24 protein-coding genes are annotated in these 17,747 nt (G+C 63.0%); 15 read left to right on the forward strand and 9 right to left on the reverse strand.

The genetic code is table 11. The features are described 5' to 3' along the window. Positions 1-29 precede the first annotated feature (29 nt). The gene (locus tag NKI88_RS09385; RefSeq protein ID WP_352654794.1) at positions 30-938 is read right to left on the reverse strand and encodes an alpha/beta hydrolase; all 909 of its coding nucleotides are present in this window, start codon (positions 936-938) and stop codon (positions 30-32) included. A gap of 48 nt (positions 939-986) precedes the next feature. Between NKI88_RS09385 and NKI88_RS09390 the strand changes: the two genes are divergently transcribed. Then, complete coding sequence (locus NKI88_RS09390) at positions 987-1,439, forward strand: MarR family winged helix-turn-helix transcriptional regulator (RefSeq protein WP_023668997.1); 453 nt, start codon at positions 987-989, stop codon at positions 1,437-1,439. Between the two features lie 26 nt (positions 1,440-1,465). Here the strand turns inward: NKI88_RS09390 and NKI88_RS09395 are convergent, their stop codons facing one another. Then, complete coding sequence (locus tag NKI88_RS09395) at positions 1,466-2,077, reverse strand: pyridoxamine 5'-phosphate oxidase family protein (protein ID WP_352654796.1); 612 nt, start codon at positions 2,075-2,077, stop codon at positions 1,466-1,468. A 65-nt stretch (positions 2,078-2,142) separates the two neighbouring features. After that, positions 2,143-2,496 (reverse strand): gamma-butyrobetaine hydroxylase family protein, encoded by a 354-nt coding sequence (locus NKI88_RS09400; RefSeq protein ID WP_023706843.1) that lies wholly within the window; start codon positions 2,494-2,496, stop codon positions 2,143-2,145. Positions 2,497-2,696: 200 nt separating this feature from the next. Here NKI88_RS09400 and moaA point away from each other — a divergent pair, with 200 nt between their 5' ends. From moaA to NKI88_RS09415, 3 genes are all read left to right on the forward strand, one after another. Next, positions 2,697-3,692, forward strand: a complete 996-nt coding sequence (gene moaA, locus NKI88_RS09405) for a GTP 3',8-cyclase MoaA (protein ID WP_031193366.1) — start codon at positions 2,697-2,699, stop codon at positions 3,690-3,692. Positions 3,693-3,744: 52 nt separating this feature from the next. Beyond that, positions 3,745-4,245, forward strand: a complete 501-nt coding sequence (locus NKI88_RS09410) for a hypothetical protein (RefSeq protein WP_352654798.1) — start codon at positions 3,745-3,747, stop codon at positions 4,243-4,245. Positions 4,246-4,341: 96 nt separating this feature from the next. Beyond that, entirely contained in the window at positions 4,342-4,698 is a 357-nt protein-coding gene (locus NKI88_RS09415; protein WP_023669002.1) for a hypothetical protein, read from the forward strand. 64 nt (positions 4,699-4,762) lie between these two features. On the opposite strand, the gene NKI88_RS09420 is transcribed toward NKI88_RS09415, so the two are convergent. Continuing rightward, entirely contained in the window at positions 4,763-4,975 is a 213-nt protein-coding gene (locus NKI88_RS09420; protein ID WP_196813887.1) for a hypothetical protein, read from the reverse strand. Here NKI88_RS09420 and NKI88_RS09425 point away from each other — a divergent pair. The 10 genes from NKI88_RS09425 to NKI88_RS09470 all read left to right on the forward strand — a co-directional run bounded on the left by NKI88_RS09425 (position 4,926) and on the right by NKI88_RS09470 (position 12,558). Beyond that, positions 4,926-5,846: a DMT family transporter gene (locus tag NKI88_RS09425; protein ID WP_023708356.1), complete on the forward strand. Its 921-nt coding sequence runs from the start codon at positions 4,926-4,928 to the stop codon at positions 5,844-5,846. The two genes, NKI88_RS09420 and NKI88_RS09425, sit on opposite strands and share 50 nt — an antisense overlap. A gap of 7 nt (positions 5,847-5,853) precedes the next feature. Continuing rightward, positions 5,854-6,486: a molybdenum cofactor guanylyltransferase MobA gene (gene mobA, locus NKI88_RS09430; RefSeq protein WP_023708355.1), complete on the forward strand. Its 633-nt coding sequence runs from the start codon at positions 5,854-5,856 to the stop codon at positions 6,484-6,486. After that, positions 6,483-6,986, forward strand: a complete 504-nt coding sequence (gene mobB / locus NKI88_RS09435) for a molybdopterin-guanine dinucleotide biosynthesis protein B (protein WP_023690740.1) — start codon at positions 6,483-6,485, stop codon at positions 6,984-6,986. The genes mobA and mobB overlap by 4 nt, the downstream gene beginning before the upstream one ends. 319 nt (positions 6,987-7,305) lie before the next feature. Then, positions 7,306-8,091, forward strand: coding sequence for an ABC transporter substrate-binding protein (locus tag NKI88_RS09440; protein WP_352638306.1), 786 nt, complete (start codon positions 7,306-7,308; stop codon positions 8,089-8,091). A 75-nt stretch (positions 8,092-8,166) separates the two neighbouring features. Beyond that, a complete protein-coding gene (locus NKI88_RS09445; protein WP_023669007.1) occupies positions 8,167-8,883 on the forward strand; it encodes an ABC transporter permease in 717 nt (238 codons plus the stop codon). Then, entirely contained in the window at positions 8,880-9,710 is an 831-nt protein-coding gene (locus NKI88_RS09450; RefSeq protein WP_023688511.1) for an ABC transporter permease, read from the forward strand. Before NKI88_RS09445 ends, NKI88_RS09450 begins: the two co-directional genes overlap by 4 nt. A gap of 103 nt (positions 9,711-9,813) precedes the next feature. Then, a complete protein-coding gene (locus tag NKI88_RS09455) occupies positions 9,814-10,683 on the forward strand; it encodes an NAD(P)-dependent oxidoreductase (RefSeq protein ID WP_352654801.1) in 870 nt (289 codons plus the stop codon). A gap of 9 nt (positions 10,684-10,692) precedes the next feature. Then, on the forward strand, positions 10,693-11,397 hold the full coding sequence (locus NKI88_RS09460) for a DNA alkylation repair protein (protein ID WP_352654803.1): 705 nt from the start codon (positions 10,693-10,695) through the stop codon (positions 11,395-11,397). Then, positions 11,357-11,992, forward strand: a complete 636-nt coding sequence (locus NKI88_RS09465) for a GNAT family N-acetyltransferase (RefSeq protein WP_352654805.1) — start codon at positions 11,357-11,359, stop codon at positions 11,990-11,992. Before NKI88_RS09460 ends, NKI88_RS09465 begins: the two co-directional genes overlap by 41 nt. Then, on the forward strand, positions 11,989-12,558 hold the full coding sequence (locus NKI88_RS09470; RefSeq protein WP_352458993.1) for a DUF3299 domain-containing protein: 570 nt from the start codon (positions 11,989-11,991) through the stop codon (positions 12,556-12,558). Before NKI88_RS09465 ends, NKI88_RS09470 begins: the two co-directional genes overlap by 4 nt. Before the next feature lie 48 nt (positions 12,559-12,606). On the opposite strand, the gene NKI88_RS09475 is transcribed toward NKI88_RS09470, so the two are convergent. The 4 genes from NKI88_RS09475 to NKI88_RS09490 all read right to left on the reverse strand — a co-directional run bounded on the left by NKI88_RS09475 (position 12,607) and on the right by NKI88_RS09490 (position 15,133). Continuing rightward, positions 12,607-13,098: an Lrp/AsnC family transcriptional regulator gene (locus NKI88_RS09475; RefSeq protein ID WP_023669013.1), complete on the reverse strand. Its 492-nt coding sequence runs from the start codon at positions 13,096-13,098 to the stop codon at positions 12,607-12,609. A 143-nt stretch (positions 13,099-13,241) separates the two neighbouring features. After that, positions 13,242-13,859, reverse strand: a complete 618-nt coding sequence (locus tag NKI88_RS09480; protein ID WP_352654815.1) for a uracil-DNA glycosylase family protein — start codon at positions 13,857-13,859, stop codon at positions 13,242-13,244. Beyond that, positions 13,859-14,470, reverse strand: coding sequence for a glutathione S-transferase (locus NKI88_RS09485; RefSeq protein ID WP_352654807.1), 612 nt, complete (start codon positions 14,468-14,470; stop codon positions 13,859-13,861). Before NKI88_RS09485 ends, NKI88_RS09480 begins: the two co-directional genes overlap by 1 nt. A gap of 39 nt (positions 14,471-14,509) precedes the next feature. Continuing rightward, entirely contained in the window at positions 14,510-15,133 is a 624-nt protein-coding gene (locus NKI88_RS09490; RefSeq protein ID WP_023825548.1) for a thermonuclease family protein, read from the reverse strand. A 75-nt stretch (positions 15,134-15,208) separates the two neighbouring features. Between NKI88_RS09490 and NKI88_RS09495 the strand changes: the two genes are divergently transcribed. Next, the gene (locus NKI88_RS09495; RefSeq protein WP_352654809.1) at positions 15,209-16,732 is read left to right on the forward strand and encodes a sensor histidine kinase; all 1,524 of its coding nucleotides are present in this window, start codon (positions 15,209-15,211) and stop codon (positions 16,730-16,732) included. 9 nt (positions 16,733-16,741) lie between these two features. Here the strand turns inward: NKI88_RS09495 and NKI88_RS09500 are convergent, their stop codons facing one another. Next, complete coding sequence (locus NKI88_RS09500) at positions 16,742-17,650, reverse strand: nicotinate-nucleotide--dimethylbenzimidazole phosphoribosyltransferase (RefSeq protein ID WP_502909443.1); 909 nt, start codon at positions 17,648-17,650, stop codon at positions 16,742-16,744. Between the last annotated feature and the right edge of the window lie 97 nt (positions 17,651-17,747).

A 17,747-nucleotide genomic window follows, 5' to 3' on the forward strand; every position in this document is an offset into this window, starting at 1 on the left:
GTCGGTGTCGGCCAATACACCCATTGGAATCAATGCAGTATCGGCTCGCGCTCGTTTTTGACAAAGGTGACGGCGCGTTCGATGACACCTTTGTCGGCGAGAATGCGACGGTGGCCGAGCCCATCGGCCCAGTGCAGCCGCACATGGCTGCCGGCGCCGGCGTAGCGCCTGGCATGGTCGGCCGGAACTTCGCGGTCGTCCGGCGCGTGGATGACCAGCGTCGGCACCGGCGCTTCGGCCAGCTGGCGATCGCCGGTGAATTCGTGCAGCGGCCGGCCCGACAACCTTTTCACCTGATCGGCCATGGAAACCTGCGAACGCGGGCCGACGTTGAGCATGCGGCTGAAGTCGGCGAAGATCGCCGGCAGGGAACTTGGCGCGGCCACCAGCACCAGCCGCTCGGCCGCCACTGGGTAGATACCCCTGATCGAACCGGCAATGGCATTGGCGGCGACGGCGCCACCGAAGGAATGGCCGACGATCGCCTTGAACGGACCGAACCATTCGCCGGCGACCCTGACCGCCTCGACCGCATTCACCATGTTGAGATGCCGGCCCAGCGACTGGCCATGGCCCGGCAGGTCGAGCGAGGCGACCCGGTAGCCCGCATCGCGAAAACCTTCGATCAGCGCGCGCATATATTCCGTGCGCGAACGCCAGCCATGGACGACCAGCACCGTGCCGGCGGACGCCCTGCCCGGCTCGGGCCGGAATTCGTGCACCATGACGCAGCCGGCCTTGGTCGGCAGCCGATGATGGCGCGCCTCGGCCATGAAGCCGGCGGCGCGGTCGACCGCACGCCGTTCACCGTCGCTGAGCGCCTTGACGCTGGGCGTGCGGCAGAACAGTTCGAAGGCGGCGCGCCCGCTCAGGCGGGGCGCCACATGCTCGGCGGCGCGGAACACGCCCCGGATGACCTTCAGTCCAAATGATGCCATAGTGGCGATCCATCCATTCCGTTCAAGCATGAACATAATAGTTCAAACATGAACATTAAACAAGAGCTGCCCTGGGACAACCCGCGCTTTCGCAACTGGGTCGCGGTGGCGCGCGCCTGCCATGTGCTGGAGCGTGCGCTGGCGGTAAAGCTGGCGCCGCTGGATCTCAAGCCGGCGCAGCTCGACGTGCTGATGAACCTCTATCGCCATCCCGGCATGTCGCAGCACGATCTCGCCCGCAAACTGCTGGTCGGCCGCTCCAACATCACCATGCTGTTGCCGCAGCTCGAGGCGCGCGGCCTGCTGCGCCGCGAAGGCGACGAGAAGGACAAGCGCGTGCTGCGGCTGACGCTTACCGAGGCCGGCACGGAGCTTTTGATGAAGGCGCTGAAGGTGCATATGGCGCTGATCGAAAAGGCGATGAGCCAGTCGACAGCGGAACAGTGCGACATGATCGGCGAACAGATGCGCAAGATCTATGACGTGCTGAAGGATACCTGAGCCGTTCGATCCACGCGCCTCCCACCTCACCACATCGTCTTCTTCGCCCGCTCCGGCCATTCCTTGTCGTAAGTACCGGCATCGATATTCTTGCGGCTGGTGACTTCCAGGATTGTTCCGGGTGTCGGCAGCGATTCCGGGTCGACGTGCTTTGCCGGGTTCCACAGCTCCGAGCGAACGATGGCGCGGGCACACTGGAAATAGACCGAATCGACATCGACCACGGTGACCGAGCGCGCCGGCTTGCCTTCGACGGCGAAGGAGGCGCAAAGCGCGGCGTCGGTGGTGATGCGGGCGCGGCCGTTGACGCGCAGCGTCGTGCCCGAACCCGGCACAAGAAACAGCAGCCCGACGCGCGGATCGCGGATGATGTTCTTAAGCGAATCGGCGCGGTTGTTGCCGCGCCTGTCCGGCATCATCAGCGTTTTCGGGTCATGCATGCGCACAAAGCCGGCGAGATCGCCGCGCGGCGAACAGTCCAGCCCTTCCGGCCCGCTCGTCGCCAGGGCGACAAAAGGCGAGGCTTCGATGAAGGCGGCATATTCGGGAATGACGTGGTCGAGTTCCTTGACCGTCGACGCTTCGCCGGGCAGGCCGTAGAGGGCTTCGAGCTGTTCGACCGTGGTGATGTCAGACATTTTCCCGTCTCCGAACCGTTGCCAGCGTTACCCCCAGTCAATGACGTTTTGCCGACAGTGCCGAACTAGCGGTCGCGGCTCAGTCCCTTCTCCTGGAGCTCGGCGAGATAGGCATTCCAGCGCGCGTCCTTTTCGTGGCCAAGCGTGTGCAGGTAATTCCAGGTGAAGATGCCGGTGTCGTGAAAATCGTCGAAGGTGATGCGCACGGCGTAGTTGCCGACCGGCTCGATCTTCAGGATAGCAACGTTACGCTTGCCGGGAACCGTCACCCGCTGGTCCGGCGAATGGCCCTGCACCTCGGCCGAGGGTGAAGCGACGCGCAGCAGTTCGGCCGGCAGTACGAACGGCCGATGATCGGGAAAGGTGACGGACAGCAGTTTTCTGTCCTTCGAGACCCTGAGTTCCTTCGGCGCCGTCATTGTTCTGCATCCCGCATCGATCCGCCCTTCCCTACGCTGCTTCGCGCGGGCGGAAAAGGCCATTTGGACCCGGCCGACATCGGATGTCGGCCAGGGAATGTCACCAAAGATCGAGAGCGGCTATCTTGAATGGCGGGTTGGATCGTATCACATAGCCGTATATAACGGCACCACTCGCAGCATTGGAAACGCTTGAACGCATGGACATGATCGATCCCTTCGGTCGCACGATCAGCTACTTGCGCGTGTCGGTCACCGACCGCTGCGATTTCCGCTGCACCTATTGCATGGCCGAGGACATGGCGTTCCTGCCCAAGAAGGACCTGCTGTCGCTCGAGGAACTCGACCGGCTCTGCACCGTCTTCATCGAAAAGGGCGTGCGCAAACTGCGCCTCACCGGCGGCGAGCCGCTGGTGCGCAAGAACATCATGCATCTGGTGCGCCAGCTGTCGCGGCACTTGAAGAGCGGCGCGCTGGAAGAGTTGACGCTGACCACCAATGGCTCGCAGCTGTCGCGCTTTGCCGCCGAGCTTGCCGATTGCGGTGTCGAGCGCATCAATGTCTCGCTCGACACGCTCGATGCCGACAAGTTCCACGCCATCACCCGCTGGGGCCATCTCGGCAAGGTCATGCAAGGCATCGATGCCGCGCAGGCGGCGGGGCTGAAGGTGAAGCTCAACGCCGTTGCGCTGAAGGACTTCAACGACGTCGAGCTGCCGGAGATGATGCGCTGGGCGCATGGCCGCGGCATGGACTTGACCGTCATCGAAACCATGCCGATGGGCGAGATCGACGCCGACCGGACCGACCAGTATCTGCCGCTATCGCTGCTGCGCGCTTCGCTCGAGCGCCAGTTCACGCTGAGCGACATCCCCTACAAGACCGGCGGTCCGGCCCGCTACGTCCATGTCGCAGAGACCGGCGGCAGGCTGGGCTTCATCACGCCGATGACGCATAATTTCTGCGAAAGCTGCAACCGCGTGCGGCTGACCTGCACCGGCACGCTCTATATGTGCCTGGGTCAGGAGGATGCCGCCGACCTGCGCGCGCCGTTGCGTGCCTCGGAAGGCAACGAGCTGGTCGCTGCTGCCATCGACGAAGCGATCGGCCGCAAGCCGAAAGGCCATGATTTCATCATCGACCGCCGCACCAGCCGCCCGTCGGTGTCGAGACATATGAGCGTCACCGGCGGCTGATTTTCTCCGCGATTGGTGCAGAATGCTTCCGTTGGAAGCGAGGGGGATTTCCATGCAGCGTGTTTGCCAAACCGGGCTGTCAGCGCTGGTCGTGGCCCTATCATTGGCGACCACAGTGGCGCTCGCAAAGCCGTTCACCTACGTCAATGCGCGCTATGGCACGGTGTGCACGTTCCCGAGCCAGATTTTCAGCAAACCGATGCCTGAGTCCCTCAATGGCGACGGTCGAAAATGGCTTAGCCCCGATGGTGCGAGCTTGTCCTGTTACGGCGGATACAAGCTGACGGAAGATACGCCCGACAGTCTGGTTGAAAAGGAAAAAGCCGACCCTGACTCTGGGGAAAAGGTCACTTACAGCAAAACCGGTAAGAACTGGGCAGTGGTCTCAAGCACCAAAGGCGACAAGATCTTCTATACCCGAATCGTCTTCGAAAAAGAGGATGCAATCCATACAGTCTGGATCGAATATCCCGCCTCGCTCAAGGCCAAGTACGACCCACTGGTCGGCGCTATCGGCGACAGCCTGCATGGGGCTGAGCAACACTGGGAATAAATCGCTCTCGACGCTGCAAACCCGATTTACCGCCATCGCGTTCCGCCCTAAATTTCGGCCTATAGCGGCTCGTCGCTCGGTTTGGGGGAATACGACATGCGCACATTCTTACTTTCTCTTGCAATGCTTGGGTTTGCCGCCGCGCCGGCAGCAGCACAGTCCATCGGTGGCAGCTACACCGTCGCGGGCACCAATTTCGACGGCTCGAAATATGGCGGCGAAGCCACCATCACGCTGACCAGCGAGACCACCTGTACCATCCATTGGGAGACGGGCGGATCATCGTCGGACGGCATCTGCATGCGCAACGACGATGCCTTCTCCGCCGGCTATGTCATGGGCAAGGAAATCGGTCTCGTCGTCTACAAGGTAGAAGATGATGGCTCGCTGCACGGCCTGTGGACGATCGCCGGCAAGAACGGCAGCGGCACCGAGGTGCTGACGCCGAAATAAGGCTGCCGGTCATCCGGCCAGCCCTCTCAGGGATTTCTAGGGGCCACGGGTGAGCATCCGTGGCCTATTTCTTTGACGTTGCTGTCTTGCCGCCGGCTGCTACAGGCTTGAGCGGTTCACCGTTTCGCCGAAACGTCGAACCGCTTTGTTCTTTGTTTTCACGCAATTCCGGACGGAAAACAGTTTCACACTTTTCCTGGAATTGCTCTTGCAAACCGGTAACGCCCTTGCCTCTTTCCCCAAACATTCGCGGCGCGCTGTGCATGATGGTGGCCATGATCGGCTTCACCCTCAACGACGCCATTACCAAGTTCTCGTCGGAATCGATGAACATGGCGCAAGTCATGCTGGTGCGCGGCGCCTTTGCGTCGCTGCTCGTCGGCCTGCTCGCCTGGCAGCAAGGCGCGCTCGCACGGCCGGGCTCGATGCTGCAGCCGCTGGTGGCATTGCGCGTGATCGCCGAGGCCGGCGCCACCGTCGCCTTCCTTGTCGCATTGGCGCATCTGCCGATCGCCAATGTCTCCGCGGTGCTGCAGGCGCTGCCGCTGGCGGTGACGATGGGGGCGGCACTCGTATTCAGCGAAGCGGTCGGCTGGCGGCGCTGGCTGGCGATCGCCGTCGGCTTCGGCGGCGTGCTGATCATCGTGCGACCAGGCTTCGAAGGCTTCAGCGTCTATTCGCTGTACGCACTCGTCAGCGTCGCCTGTTGCGCAGTACGTGACCTCGCCACCAAGCGCATCCCGAGGGCTATCCCGACCTTGCTGGTGTCGACGGCAACGGCAATCGCCATGACCATCGTTGGCGCCGTGCTGCTGTCGCCGATGGGTGGCTGGACGCCGATGTCCGGCAAAGGCACGGCACTGTTGGCATTGGCGGCGGTGCTGGTGCTGATCGGCTACCAGTTCATCATCATGGCAATGCGGGCCGGCGACATCTCCTTCATTGCGCCATTCCGCTACACCGCCCTCTTTTGGTCGATGCTGCTTGGCCTCATCATCTTCGGCGATGTTCCCGACCTGCCGATGATCTTCGGCTCCGCCATCATCATCGGCTCCGGCCTCTACGCGCTCTATCGCGAGCGGGTCGCCGGCCGGCAAAAACCCGCAGCCGAAAGCGCTGGACCCGACATGGCGCCGGACGGCATATAGTTTGGCCATGAGCCAAGACATTGCAGGAATTATCCTCGCCGGAGGCCTATCACGGCGCATGGGCGGCGGCGACAAGACTTTGCTGGGGCTTGGCGGGCGTCCGCTTCTCGACCATGTCGTTGCCCGCCTGGCGCCGCAGGTCGGATCGCTGGCGGTCAGCGCCAATGGTGACCCGGCGCGCTTCGCCGCGGCCGGTCTTCCGGTTCTCGCCGATACGGTCGAAGGCTATGCCGGACCGCTTGCCGGAATCCTCACCGGCCTCGAATGGGCGGCAGCGAATACCGCTTTCAAGGCATTGGCGACGGCCGCCGGCGACACGCCGTTCCTGCCGGTGGATCTGGTGGCAAAGCTGGCCGCTGCCGCGACCAGTCGGCCGGGCTCGATGGCGGTTGCCAGTTCCGGCGGCCGGCAGCATCCGACCTTCGCGCTGTGGCCGCTCGGGCTGCGTGAGGCCTTGCGTCATTTCCTGATCGACGAGGACAACAGGCGCGTCTCCGCCTTCATCGAGCGGCACGACTGTGTCGAAGTGGAATTTCCGTTGCTGACCCACGGCAGTGACGAGATCGACCCGTTCTTCAACATCAACACACCGCACGACCTTGCGGTGGCCGAGCGTCTGTTGCAGAGCATCGGCCCATGAACATCTTCGGCATCACCGGCTGGAAGAATTCCGGCAAGACCACACTGACCGAGAAGCTGGTCACAGAGCTCGTCCGGCGCGGCTGGACAGTGTCGACGGTCAAACACGCCCATCATGAGTTCGACATCGACAAGCCTGGCGCCGACAGCTTTCGTCACCGCCAGGCGGGCGCCACCGAAGTCGCGGTGGTGTCGGGCAAACGCTGGGCGCTGATGCATGAATTGCGCGGTGAGGACGAGCCGACGCTGGAGACGGTCCTGTCGCGGTTGGCCCCGTGCGACATCGTGCTGGTCGAAGGCTACAAGCGCGAGGCGCACAAAAAGATCGAGACCCGGCGGCGGGAGGCCAAGGACCGCTCGCCGCTGTCGGCGAACGACGGACATATCGTGGCGATTGCCGCCGACTTCGCGGTTACCGGCGAAAGCCTGCCTGTGTTCGATCTCGACGACACGGGAGGGATAGCCGACTTCATCGAGCGCATGACCGGCCTCAAACCTTGAGGCCCCTGCCCTCGCCCGGGTCAGCCGCCCTCTTCCGCCGTTGCATTGTCTAAGCGCGTCGCGCGTGAACGGCCTCATGCGACGCGCTTCAGGTTGTTTTATTTATGCATGTCGTCGTCCCAAAACCGCTGCGCACTTTTGGGCGACATGCATTAACCCGGCGTCGGCATTGGCTGGACCCGCAAATCCCGCAAGCAACGGTTTTACAGTTGCTTTTCTCCCGAAAACAGTGGGAGTATCGCGCCAGCGGGCGGTCAAAAGCACCGCCCCACAGAGCCGTTCCGGAACGACGGCCGGGAGCCATAAAGAGAGGACTATCATGCGTATTGCACTGCGTATCGCGCTCGCCGCATCGGCTGCGCTGCTGACGCTCGGCGTCGCCCAGGCTCAGGAAACGACCCTGAGAATCGGCACCGAAGGCGCCTACCCCCCATTCAACAACCTGACCTCGGACGGCCAGCTCGTGGGCTTCGACATCGACATCGCCAAGGCGCTCTGCGACGAGATGAAGGTCAAGTGCACCTTCGTCGCCCAGGATTGGGACGGCATCATTCCGGCTCTGCAGGCCGGCAAGTTCGACGCCATCGTCGCCTCGATGTCGATCACGCCGGAGCGCGCCGAGAAGGTCGACTTCACCCACAAATACTACAACACGCCGTCGGCGATCGCGGTACCCAGGGATTCGACCCTCAAGGGCGTGACCAAGGAAGACCTGGCCGGCAAGACCATCGGCGTCGCAACCACGACGACGCATTTCAATTATGCCTCGAAAACCTATACGGACAGCACGGTCAAGGGCTATCCGAGCAGCCCCGAAGAGCAGGCCGATCTCGCCAATGGCCGTCTCGACGCGATCGAGGACGATATCGTCGTGTTGCAACAGTTCCTGGATTCGCCTGATGGCGCCTGCTGCAAGATTCTCGGCCAGCCTTCGCCGCAGCCGGTCGATATCTTTGGACCGGGCGCCGGCATCGCCGTGCGCAAGGGCGAGACGGATCTGGTCAACAAGTTGAACAGCGCCATCGACGCAATCCGCGCCAACGGAAAGTACAAGGAAATCAACGACAAGTACTTCAAGTTCGACGTCTTCGGCGCCGAGTCCTGATCGTCTGAAACAAGGCGGCAGGGGAAGTTTCCTGCTGCCGCCTTGGCCTGACAGAAGTGGAGACAAGACCCGTCAATGCCAAGCCAGAACATATGGATACTTCTCACCTGGGGACCCGATGGCTGGATTGACGATATTGCCTATGGCGCACTGGTCACCATTGCGCTCGCGCTGGCGACACTGCCGATCGGCCTGACGATCGGCTTTTTCGTCGCCTGGGCAAAACAATCCGAAGAGCCGTCGCTTCGCGTGGCCGCCAACATCTACACCACGGTGTTTCGCGGCCTGCCGGAACTGGTGACGCTTTTCCTGTTCTTCTTCGGCATGCCGATCCTCTTGCAGTATGTCATCCGTCTGTTCAGGCCGGAAGCGACGGTCGATGTCGACAGCTTCCTCGCCGGCATGATCGTGCTGTCGCTGATCTTTTCGTCCTATTCCAGCGAAGTCTTCCTGTCGGCCTTTCGCGCCATTCCGAAGGGCCAGTATGAGGGCGGCTATGCGATCGGTCTGTCGAAATGGCAGACGATGCGCAAGGTGATCCTGCCGCAGCTGCTGCGCATCGCCTTCCCCGGCCTTGAGAATTGCTGGCTGAGCCTGCTCAAGGATACGGCCCTGGTGTCGGTCGTCAACCTGGCTGAAACCCTGCGCAACGCCGGCGTGGCGGCCCGTGTCACCAAACATTCCTTCCTGTTCTACAGCGTCGCGGCGATGGTGTTCCTTATCCTTGCCATCCTGTCGTCGATCGCCACCGGCTTCATCCTGCGTTCGCTCGGGAGGAGGGAGGCACGATGAGCGTCGTGACGCGCGCCGCCGTCGACATCGAGAAGCCACCACCACGGGCGCGAGGCTGGCCGCGGGCCCGTATCGTCGGCTACGCGCTGGTCGGCTTCTGGATCCTGTTCGGCATCGGCATCGCCGTCTATCTGGTTTACGCCTGGAATGGCGAATTCTTCGCCAGATACGCGCCGGCCTATCTGCAGGGCTTGGGAACCACGCTTGCGCTGGTGGCCATCTCGATGGTGCTCGGCGCGCTTTTTTCGCTGCCCGTCACCTATGCCCGCATGTCGAAGAACCGCTATCTGTCCGTCCTGGCCTATTGCTACGTCTACTTCTTCCGCGGCACGCCGCTGCTGGTCCAGGTCTATCTCGTCTATTACGGCCTGGGCTCATTCCGGGTGCAGCTCGAATCCGTCGGGCTGTGGTGGTTCTTCCGCGACGCCTTCAATTGCGGTGTGTTCGCCTTCGCGCTCAACACCGCCGCCTACCAGGCCGAAATCCTGCGCGGCGCCATAGAAAGTGTTCCGAGAGGCCAATGGGAGGGCGCTGCTTCGCTCGGCCTGCACAAATTGCAGACGCTGCGCAAGGTCATCCTGCCGCAGGCGTTTATCGTGGCGCTCCGGCCCTACGGCAATGAACTCGTCTTGATGATCAAGGCCTCCGCCATCGTTGCCATCATCACCGTCTATGATTTGATGGGCAACGCGAAGCTCGCCTACGCCAAGTCCTTCGACTTCCAGGCCTATGTCTGGGTCGCCATCGTCTATCTGGTGATGGTCGAGATCCTGCGACATGGCGTCGAATGGATCGAGCGGCGGATCACCATTCATCTGATCCGCTGAGCGGTCGGCTGTACCAGTCGATCGGCTCATGCGCGTCTTGACGAATGGCGCGTAGAGCCTAGAGCTTTCCAAGACAATTCCGTTCCGTCTGAAGGGCAAACTCATGGCATCTGTGGCATTTCTCGGTCTTGGCGTGATGGGCTATCCCATGGCCGGGCACCTCAGGAACAAAGGCGGCCACGACGTCACCGTCTACAACCGCACCGCGGCGAAGGCGGAACAATGGGTGGCCCAGCATGGCGGCAAGTCTGCCGCGACGCCGGCGGACGCCGCAGAGGGCCAGGATTTCGTCTTCTCCTGCGTCGGCAATGACGACGATCTGCGCTCGGTGACGACCGGGGCCGATGGCGCCTTCGCCGCGATGAAAAAAGGCTCCGTCTTCATCGACAACACCACCGCTTCGGCCGAAGTCGCGCGCGAACTGGCCGACGCCGCTGAAAAGGCTGGCTTTTCCTTCCTCGACGCGCCGGTTTCCGGCGGCCAGGCGGGCGCCGAGAACGGCGTGCTGACGGTGATGGTCGGCGGCGAGCAGGCTGCCTTCGACAAAGCCAGGCCGGTCATCGACGCCTTTGCCCGCATGGTCGGGCTGATGGGTCCGTCGGGCGCCGGCCAGCTCACGAAGATGATCAATCAGATCACCATTGCCGGGCTGGTTCAGGGACTGGCCGAAGGCATCCATTTCGGCAAGAAGGCCGGGCTCGACATCGAGAAGGTCATCGAGGTGATTTCCAAGGGCGCTGCCGGGTCATGGCAGATGGAGAACCGACACAAGACGATGAATGCCGGTAAATATGATTTCGGCTTTGCCGTCGACTGGATGCGCAAGGATCTCGGCATCTGCCTCGATGAAGCCGACCGCAATGGCGCCAGACTGCCGGTGACCGCCCTTGTCGACCAGTTCTACAAGGATGTGCAGGCGATGGGCGGCAAGCGCTGGGACACCTCGTCCCTGCTGGCGCGCCTGGAAAAATAGGCGTTCGCAATGGCCGAGCTTTCGCCCCAATCGAGCGCCAATGAGATCGTCGCCCATTTGCGCTCGGTCGGCTCCGAAGACAATCGCCGCGGCATGTTGCGCTACGGTATCAAGACCGAGCGCGCGCTCGGCATCTCGCATGGCATGCAGCGGCAGATCGCCAAAAAGATCAAGCGCAACCACGAACGAGCTTTCGAACTTTGGCAGACCGGCATCATGGAGGCGCAATTCATCGCTTCCGTCACGGCCGACCCGAAGCGCTTCTCAGCTGCGGATGCACGACAATGGGCCGCATCCTTCGATTCCTGGGATATCGTCGACGGCGTCTCCGATCTCTTCGTCGACACGGACGCCTGGAAGGAGCTGATCGAAGAGTTCGCGGCGGACGAGCGCGAGTTTGTTCGACGCACGGCCTTTGCGATGATGGCGTGGTCCGTCGTGCACCGGAAGCAGGAGCCGGTGGCGACTTTCCTCGGCTTCCTGCCGATCATCGAAGCGCGAGCCACCGACAGCCGCAATTTCGTGAAGAAGGCGGTAAACTGGGCGCTTCGTTCGATCGGCAAGCGATCGTTGGAGATGCACGGCGCTGCCCTTGCCGTGGCCGAACGACTGGCCCAGTCGGCCGACAAGACGGCGCGCTGGATTGGCAAGGACGCCGTACGGGAACTCACCAATGCCAAGATCATCGAGCGGATCGCCGCCAGAAAAGGCTGACCTGGCCAACGTCCGGTTCACCGAGGTGACGCGGCAGACGCGCGCCGATTTCGAAGGCCTCTTCGAAGCGCAATGCGGTCCGAAGTATTGCTGGTGCATGGCCTGGCGGCCCCTGCCCGGCCGCCGCGAGCATGTCCAGCACGCCGAGTTGAAACGGGCCATGATGGCGCTTGTTGAGGCCGGTACGCCGGTCGGAATCTTGGCCCAGATTGACGGCAAGACCGTCGGCTGGTGCTCGGTCGCGCCGCGCCAGACCTATCGGAAGCTGACGTCGCAACAGGACGATGACGAGACCGGCATCTGGTCGATCGTCTGCTTCTATGTGCCAAGGGCGCTGCGCGGCGGCGGGCTGGCGGCAGCGCTGCTTGACGCTGCCATAGATCACGCCTTTGCCAAGGGCGCCGGCGTGATCGAGGCCTACCCGGTCGACGAGGCATCGCCGAGCTACCGTTTCATGGGGTTTCGCGACATGTTCATCGCTCGCGGGTTCCATGAGGTCGGCATGGCCGGCTCTCGCAGACATGTGAATGCGGCTCGAGCGTTGACGCGATCGGCTGCGGCGTCTTTACTCCTGCACAAAGGAAGCGGCCGATGAGCAGTCCTCTCAAATCGACCTTGGCGCTTGCAGCCGCGTTGTTGGTGTTCACCGCTACCAACGCCTCAGGCCAAACCGCGCACATCTTCTGGAAAGATCTGCGTCCTGCGACGCAGGCGGTGGCCGAAGATGCCGGCCTGCCGATGATTGCGGCAAAACTGCCCGATCGTGGCGAGACATTGTCGCTCAACCTGCAGGACAAGACGGTACAATTAGCCGGCTATGCATTGCCGGTCGACCGTGATGGCGATCTCGTCTACCAGTTCCTGCTGGTGCCGTGGACAGGCGCTTGCAGCCACATGCCGACGCCGCCGCCCAACCAGATCGTGCTGGTGACGCCGGCCCGTCCCTACAAGATGTCGCACGCCTATGAGTCGGTTGCCGTGACCGGCGCCTTGCGGCCCGGCTTGGAGAAGAGCCAGTTGTTCATTCTCGACGGCGTCAGCATCATCCAGTCCGGCTACACCGTACGCAAAGCCGATGTGGTGGCAGTCGACACGGTGCCGGACACGATCACGCTGCCGGTCAACTCGCCCTGGAGTTTCCTCAACAAAAAGAAAAACTAAGCGCCGCCTGCTTGTGCAGCGTCACCGCCCAGTCACGGACAACCGCGCTCAGGCCGCGTTGGCGCCGGATTCCTTGTCCAGCAGCATGTAGTCGAGCGGCATTTCGGTCGTGTACTTGATCTGCTCCATGGCGAAGGACGACGACACGTCGCGGATCTCGATCTTGGCGATCAGCCGCTTGTAGAAGGCGTCATAGGCGGCGATATCGGGCACCACGACGCGCAGGAGATAGTCGACGTCGCCGCTCATGCGGTAGAATTCGACAACTTCGGGAAATTCCTGGATGACTTCCGAGAAACGCCGCAGCCATTCATGGCTGTGCGAATTGGTGCGGATCGACACGAAGACGGTGACGCGCACATTGACCTTTTCGTGGTCGAGGATGGCGACGCGCCGCTTGATGACTCCCTCTTCCTCCAGCTTCTGGATGCGGCGCCAGCACGGCGTCGTCGACAGGCCGACTTTCTTGGCGACATCGGCAACCGCGAGCGTCGCGTCCTCCTGCAGGAGGCGGAGAATTTTTCTGTCGAGGCGATCCATTGAGGTGCTCCTGGTGCAGGCCGCGTTCCCTCGGGCGCGACGCGCTTTGGGAATAGATTGGCTATATTCCCTCTTATTTCGACCTTTCACAAGAAGGAAATTCTGCCGGATGGCACAAAAGCGAGTGATATGTTGCTTAAAGTCTAATCTATGCGATAGCGGATTTCCGATCGCAGAAACGGCAGCAAATCCATTTCAAACCATGGATTCTGCTTCAGCCATCCTGAGTTGCGCCATGACGGGTGTGGCAGCGGCAGCACTTTCGGGTTGGCCGGCGTATCCCAGATGGTGCGCCAGTCCTTCACGGTTTCGGTCAGCGACGGCCGGCGCGTGGCGCCCATATGCCAGGATTGCGCGTAGGAGCCGACTGTCAGAACGAGATCGATCTGCGGCATCAGCGCCATCAGCGGCGCGCGCCAGGCCAGCGCGCATTCTCGGCGCGGCGGCAGATCACCGTCCTTTGCGTCCTGACCGGGGAAGCAAAAGCCCATCGGCACGATGGCGAATTTATCCGTGTCGTAGAATTCCTCGCTGGTTACGCCGAGCCAGCTTCGCAAGCGGTCGCCGGACGCGTCGGTGAACGGCATGCCCGACAAATGCACCTTTGTGCCTGGCGCCTGGCCGGCGAGCAGGATGCGGGCGCTGGATGATGGCAGCAGCACCGGGCGCGGCTCGTGCGGCAGTGGCCTGCCGACTGGAGTGTCGACGCAGATGCGGCAGGCGCGGACCTTTGCCGTCAGGCGTTCGAGTTCCGCCTCCATCAGGCGGAAGCGCTCGGGCGACTGGAGACGGCACTGTACCAGCGCAGCACGTTTGTGCACTCGTCCGGCACTTTGATGCGCGCCGGTTTCATGAAATCCATGGCGATCATGCCGGTGATATCGGCGATCGAATAGGCGTCACCGGCGGCGAATTCGCGGTTTGCCAGTTCGGGCTCGAGCAGGTTCAGGAATTCAACCGCTTTCGCCTTGTTGGCCTCGCCCCATTCGGGGATCTGCGGAATTTCCCATTCCTTCATCGCCGGATGGATGTGGCGAAAAGCCTGGGCGACGCAGCTGAGCAGATTGAACTCCATGCGCCTTTGCCACATCTCGACCTTGGCCTTGCCGAGCGCGCCTTGCCCGAACAGCGCCGGTTCGGGATGCAGTTCCTCGAAATAGCGGCAGATGGCGACGGATTCGGTGAGGATGGTACCGTCGTCGAGCTCGAGCACCGGCAGCCGCTGCAGCGGGTTGCGCGACCTGACCGGCTCCTGCTTGTGCCCCATCGCACCCATGTCGACCGGCACCAGCGGCACTGCGATGCCCTTTTCGGCGAGGAAAACCCGCACGCGCCGCGGATTGGGGGCGCGGCCGCCGTCGAACAGTTTCATGCTTATCCTCCCGATCTGGTCCTTCAACTATAGTGCTCGTCACCAGAAGCGAAACATCTCTCGCAAGGCGTCACCGACCGAAGCCAGGGTGCCGTGCTTTCTTTCGAGCGGGCCGCCGTGGTGGCTTTCGCGCCAGTCTTGCGGCTCATCGAACGTGCCGGCCCAGATGCCAACCTTGCCGGCGCGGGCAATGGCCTGCTCGGTGTCGAAATCGCCATAGGCAATGGCCCAGCCGGCCTCGACCTGGGCCCGGTTGAGATCCTTGCCGCCGGCCTTGCAATCGCCGAGCAGGCGGCCGTAGCGGTCGCGCTGCCAGCCGCTGCAGGTCACCGGATTGCCTGATATCAGCCGCACCAGCGCCTGGCGTGCCAGCCTGCCGCAAGCGTAGTCTGCGCCATGCCTACGGCAGATCTGCTGGTATTCCGGAGCGTCGATGCCGCGCATGCGGATACGTTCGGTGCCAAGAGTGAGTGAATCGCCATCGTTGACGATCGCCGCCCCTTGCGCCTTGCGCGTCTCGAAACGGTCGAGGCGTGCGGCGAGCAGGATCAGCAGGCCGAGCAGAATGACCGTCAGCGCGTAATCCAGCAGCTTGCGCCACAGGCTTCGCGGCGGCGGCGGATAGTATCGCCGGCGCGGCCTTGGCGACCACGAACGGCTCATATGGCAAACAGTCTCTTAATCATTCGAACGTAGCTTAACGAATTGAGATCGCTGCGCGCATAAATCGAAGTTTCCATGCCTCTGCTACGCTCGAACACAGCGGATAAATTCATTGTGGACCGCCGGAAACCGCACCGCAACAGCGATGTGGCGCGCGCGGTGCGCAAGACGCGCGACCGTCTTTCGCAGCAGGTCGGCAATCTCGACTTCGACCGCGAGCTGCTGAAGCTGCATGCCGGGACCATGGTGCGCGGCGCAGCCGTCATCCCACTGCTGGTGTTGGCGGTCGCGGCGGCCGGGCTGCTGGCCGGTGTGGACAAACAGATCAGCGTCTGGGCGCTGTTCACCCTGATCTGCTATTCGATCGTCGCCTTCATGGCGCGGCGCGTCGAGCGCACCGAAGCTGCCGAGCTCAATCCTGTTCGCACCCGCAGGGAATTCCTGATCGGACATTCGCTGTGCGGCCTCGGCTGGGCGTGGTTCGCATGGCTCGGCTGCGCCACCTGCCAGATCGACCAGTTCCAGGCCGCCAAGGCGGTGGTGCTGCTGCTGGCCATGGCGGCGACCGCTATCATGGCGTCGTCCTTGCGCGGCTCTCTGCTTGCCACCTTCGTCGTTCCGGTGGCGGTCTATGCCTATGCTGAAACGAAATTTTGGGTGCCGGTCGGGACGATCATGGTCGCCCTGCTGGTCGCGGCATTGCCGTTCTTTGCCTATGTCGCGCGCCATCTCAACCGCTCGTCGCTGATACTTCTGTCCTTCCGCTCCGAAAAGGATGCGCTGCTCGCCGAGGTGGAGACCGCGAAATCGATGTCGGACGAAGCTCGTCGGCGGGCCGAAGACGCCAATCTGGCGAAGTCGCGCTTCCTTGCTTCTATGAGCCATGAGCTCAGGACGCCCCTCAACGCCATTCTCGGTTTTTCCGAGGTGATGGCCAATGAGGTGCTCGGGCCGATGAGCAACCCGACCTATCGCGACTACGCCCGCGACGTGCACGATTCCGGCCAGCATCTGCTCGACCTGATCAACGAAATCCTCGATCTGTCGCGCATCGAGGCCGGCCGCTATCAGCTCAACGAAGAGCCGGTGATGCTGCTCAACATCGCCGAAGATTGCTGCCACATGATGGAATTGAAGGCGCGCAACAAGGACATCCGCATCGTCCAGGATTTCGAAAGTGCCCTGCCGCGGCTGTTCGCCGACGAGCGCGCGGTGCGGCAGATCACGCTCAACCTCCTGTCCAACGCCATCAAATTCACCGCCACCGGCGGCGAAGTTCGCGTGCGCGTCGGCTGGACGGCGGGCGGTGGCCAGTACATTTCGGTCAAGGACAATGGGCCGGGCATACCGGAGGACGAAATCCCGATCGTGCTGTCCGCCTTCGGCCAGGGCTCGATCGCCATCAAGAGCGCCGAACAGGGCACCGGGCTCGGACTGCCGATCGTTCAGGGCCTGCTCGCCATGCATGGCGGCGAATTCGAACTTCAGTCGAAATTGCGCGAAGGCACCGAGGCAATCGCCATCTTCCCGCTCGCCCGAGTGATGGAGGAACTGCCGGCGCTGCCGACAAAGGCGGTCGCGGCGGCTCGCCGACGCTGACAGCTTGTTCTAGGCTTTGACCGCCGCCGCCATGCCCGAACTGGTAAGCGCCGCCGCCTTGACCAGACCGGCGGCAAGGGCGGCCCCTGCCCCTTCGCCGTGGCTGATGCCGAGATCGAACAGCGGCCTGAGGCCGAGCCGCTCAGCGGCAAGCCTTTGGCCGGACTCCGGCGACAGACTGGCCAGCAGGCAATGGTCGAGCGCACCCGGGTTGGCGGCGTGCAGCACGGCAGCGGCGACGGTCGCGGCGAAGCCGTCGAGCAGCACCGGGATTTTCTGCATCCGGGCGGCGAGGATAGCGCCGGCAATGGCCGCGAATTCGCGGCCGCCGACCCGGCGCAGTGCTTCCAGGGGGTCCTTCAGAGCCGCACCATGCAAGGCGACGGCTTTATCGACTACATCAGCCTTGCGCGCCTGCATGGCCGCGTCGGCGCCCGAGGCGGGGCCGACCCAGTCGGCGCCGCTGCCACCGAACAGGGCAGCGCACAAGGCCGCCGCAACGGTGGAGTTGCCGACGCCGAGATCGCCAAGGCAAATCAGATCGGCGCCACCGGCGATGGCTTCCATGCCGAAGGCCATGGTGGCGGCGCAGCCGCGTTCGTCGAGGGCGGCGTCCTCGGTGATGTCGGCGGTCGCAATGTGCAGCGCCAGGTCGAACACCTTGAGGCCAAGATTGTTGGCGACGCATATCTGGTTGATTGCCGCACCGCCGGCGGCGCACAGCTCAACGGCGTTGGCGGTCGCAGCGACAGGGCGCGGCGAGATGCCGTGGCGGGTCACGCCATGGTTACCGGCGAAGATCGCCACCAGGGGCCGGTTCACCGCCGGCGGGGCGCGCCCGCTCCAGGCAGCAAGCCATGCGGCGATGTCCTCGATGCGGCCAAGCGAGGCTTTCGGCTTGTCGGCCTTGGGAAACACCGGGGGCGCCCCGGTTTAGGCGGCGGGATGGGGCGGGGGGCGGCGGCCCGCCCCCGTGCGCAAAGAGGAGGATGGCGCCGGGCGGGGGGAGTGGGGG

This window comes from Mesorhizobium sp. M0317, from assembly GCF_040321555.1.
In the GTDB taxonomy this organism is placed as follows: domain Bacteria; phylum Pseudomonadota; class Alphaproteobacteria; order Rhizobiales; family Rhizobiaceae; genus Mesorhizobium.

What these genes read in the sequence shown, in the direction of transcription:
- NKI88_RS09455 (WP_352654801.1), top strand. Translation starts at nt 9,814, where the DNA reads ATGGCATCTGTGGCATTTCTCGGTCTTGGCGTGATGGGCTATCCCATG.
- NKI88_RS09415 (WP_023669002.1), top strand. Translation starts at nt 4,342, where the DNA reads ATGCGCACATTCTTACTTTCTCTTGCAATGCTTGGGTTTGCCGCCGCG.
- NKI88_RS09390 (WP_023668997.1), top strand. Translation starts at nt 987, where the DNA reads ATGAACATTAAACAAGAGCTGCCCTGGGACAACCCGCGCTTTCGCAAC.
- mobB (WP_023690740.1), top strand. Translation starts at nt 6,483, where the DNA reads ATGAACATCTTCGGCATCACCGGCTGGAAGAATTCCGGCAAGACCACA.
- NKI88_RS09410 (WP_352654798.1), top strand. Translation starts at nt 3,745, where the DNA reads ATGCAGCGTGTTTGCCAAACCGGGCTGTCAGCGCTGGTCGTGGCCCTA.
- NKI88_RS09460 (WP_352654803.1), top strand. Translation starts at nt 10,693, where the DNA reads ATGGCCGAGCTTTCGCCCCAATCGAGCGCCAATGAGATCGTCGCCCAT.
- NKI88_RS09395 (WP_352654796.1), bottom strand. Translation starts at nt 2,077, where the DNA reads ATGTCTGACATCACCACGGTCGAACAGCTCGAAGCCCTCTACGGCCTG.
- moaA (WP_031193366.1), top strand. Translation starts at nt 2,697, where the DNA reads ATGGACATGATCGATCCCTTCGGTCGCACGATCAGCTACTTGCGCGTG.
- NKI88_RS09465 (WP_352654805.1), top strand. Translation starts at nt 11,357, where the DNA reads ATGCCAAGATCATCGAGCGGATCGCCGCCAGAAAAGGCTGACCTGGCC.
- NKI88_RS09475 (WP_023669013.1), bottom strand. Translation starts at nt 13,098, where the DNA reads ATGGATCGCCTCGACAGAAAAATTCTCCGCCTCCTGCAGGAGGACGCG.
- NKI88_RS09450 (WP_023688511.1), top strand. Translation starts at nt 8,880, where the DNA reads ATGAGCGTCGTGACGCGCGCCGCCGTCGACATCGAGAAGCCACCACCA.
- NKI88_RS09490 (WP_023825548.1), bottom strand. Translation starts at nt 15,133, where the DNA reads ATGAGCCGTTCGTGGTCGCCAAGGCCGCGCCGGCGATACTATCCGCCG.
- NKI88_RS09385 (WP_352654794.1), bottom strand. Translation starts at nt 938, where the DNA reads ATGGCATCATTTGGACTGAAGGTCATCCGGGGCGTGTTCCGCGCCGCC.
- mobA (WP_023708355.1), top strand. Translation starts at nt 5,854, where the DNA reads ATGAGCCAAGACATTGCAGGAATTATCCTCGCCGGAGGCCTATCACGG.
- NKI88_RS09480 (WP_352654815.1), bottom strand. Translation starts at nt 13,859, where the DNA reads ATGGAGGCGGAACTCGAACGCCTGACGGCAAAGGTCCGCGCCTGCCGC.
- NKI88_RS09485 (WP_352654807.1), bottom strand. Translation starts at nt 14,470, where the DNA reads ATGAAACTGTTCGACGGCGGCCGCGCCCCCAATCCGCGGCGCGTGCGG.
- NKI88_RS09400 (WP_023706843.1), bottom strand. Translation starts at nt 2,496, where the DNA reads ATGACGGCGCCGAAGGAACTCAGGGTCTCGAAGGACAGAAAACTGCTG.
- NKI88_RS09470 (WP_352458993.1), top strand. Translation starts at nt 11,989, where the DNA reads ATGAGCAGTCCTCTCAAATCGACCTTGGCGCTTGCAGCCGCGTTGTTG.
- NKI88_RS09495 (WP_352654809.1), top strand. Translation starts at nt 15,209, where the DNA reads ATGCCTCTGCTACGCTCGAACACAGCGGATAAATTCATTGTGGACCGC.
- NKI88_RS09440 (WP_352638306.1), top strand. Translation starts at nt 7,306, where the DNA reads ATGCGTATTGCACTGCGTATCGCGCTCGCCGCATCGGCTGCGCTGCTG.
- NKI88_RS09445 (WP_023669007.1), top strand. Translation starts at nt 8,167, where the DNA reads ATGCCAAGCCAGAACATATGGATACTTCTCACCTGGGGACCCGATGGC.
- NKI88_RS09420 (WP_196813887.1), bottom strand. Translation starts at nt 4,975, where the DNA reads ATGGCCACCATCATGCACAGCGCGCCGCGAATGTTTGGGGAAAGAGGC.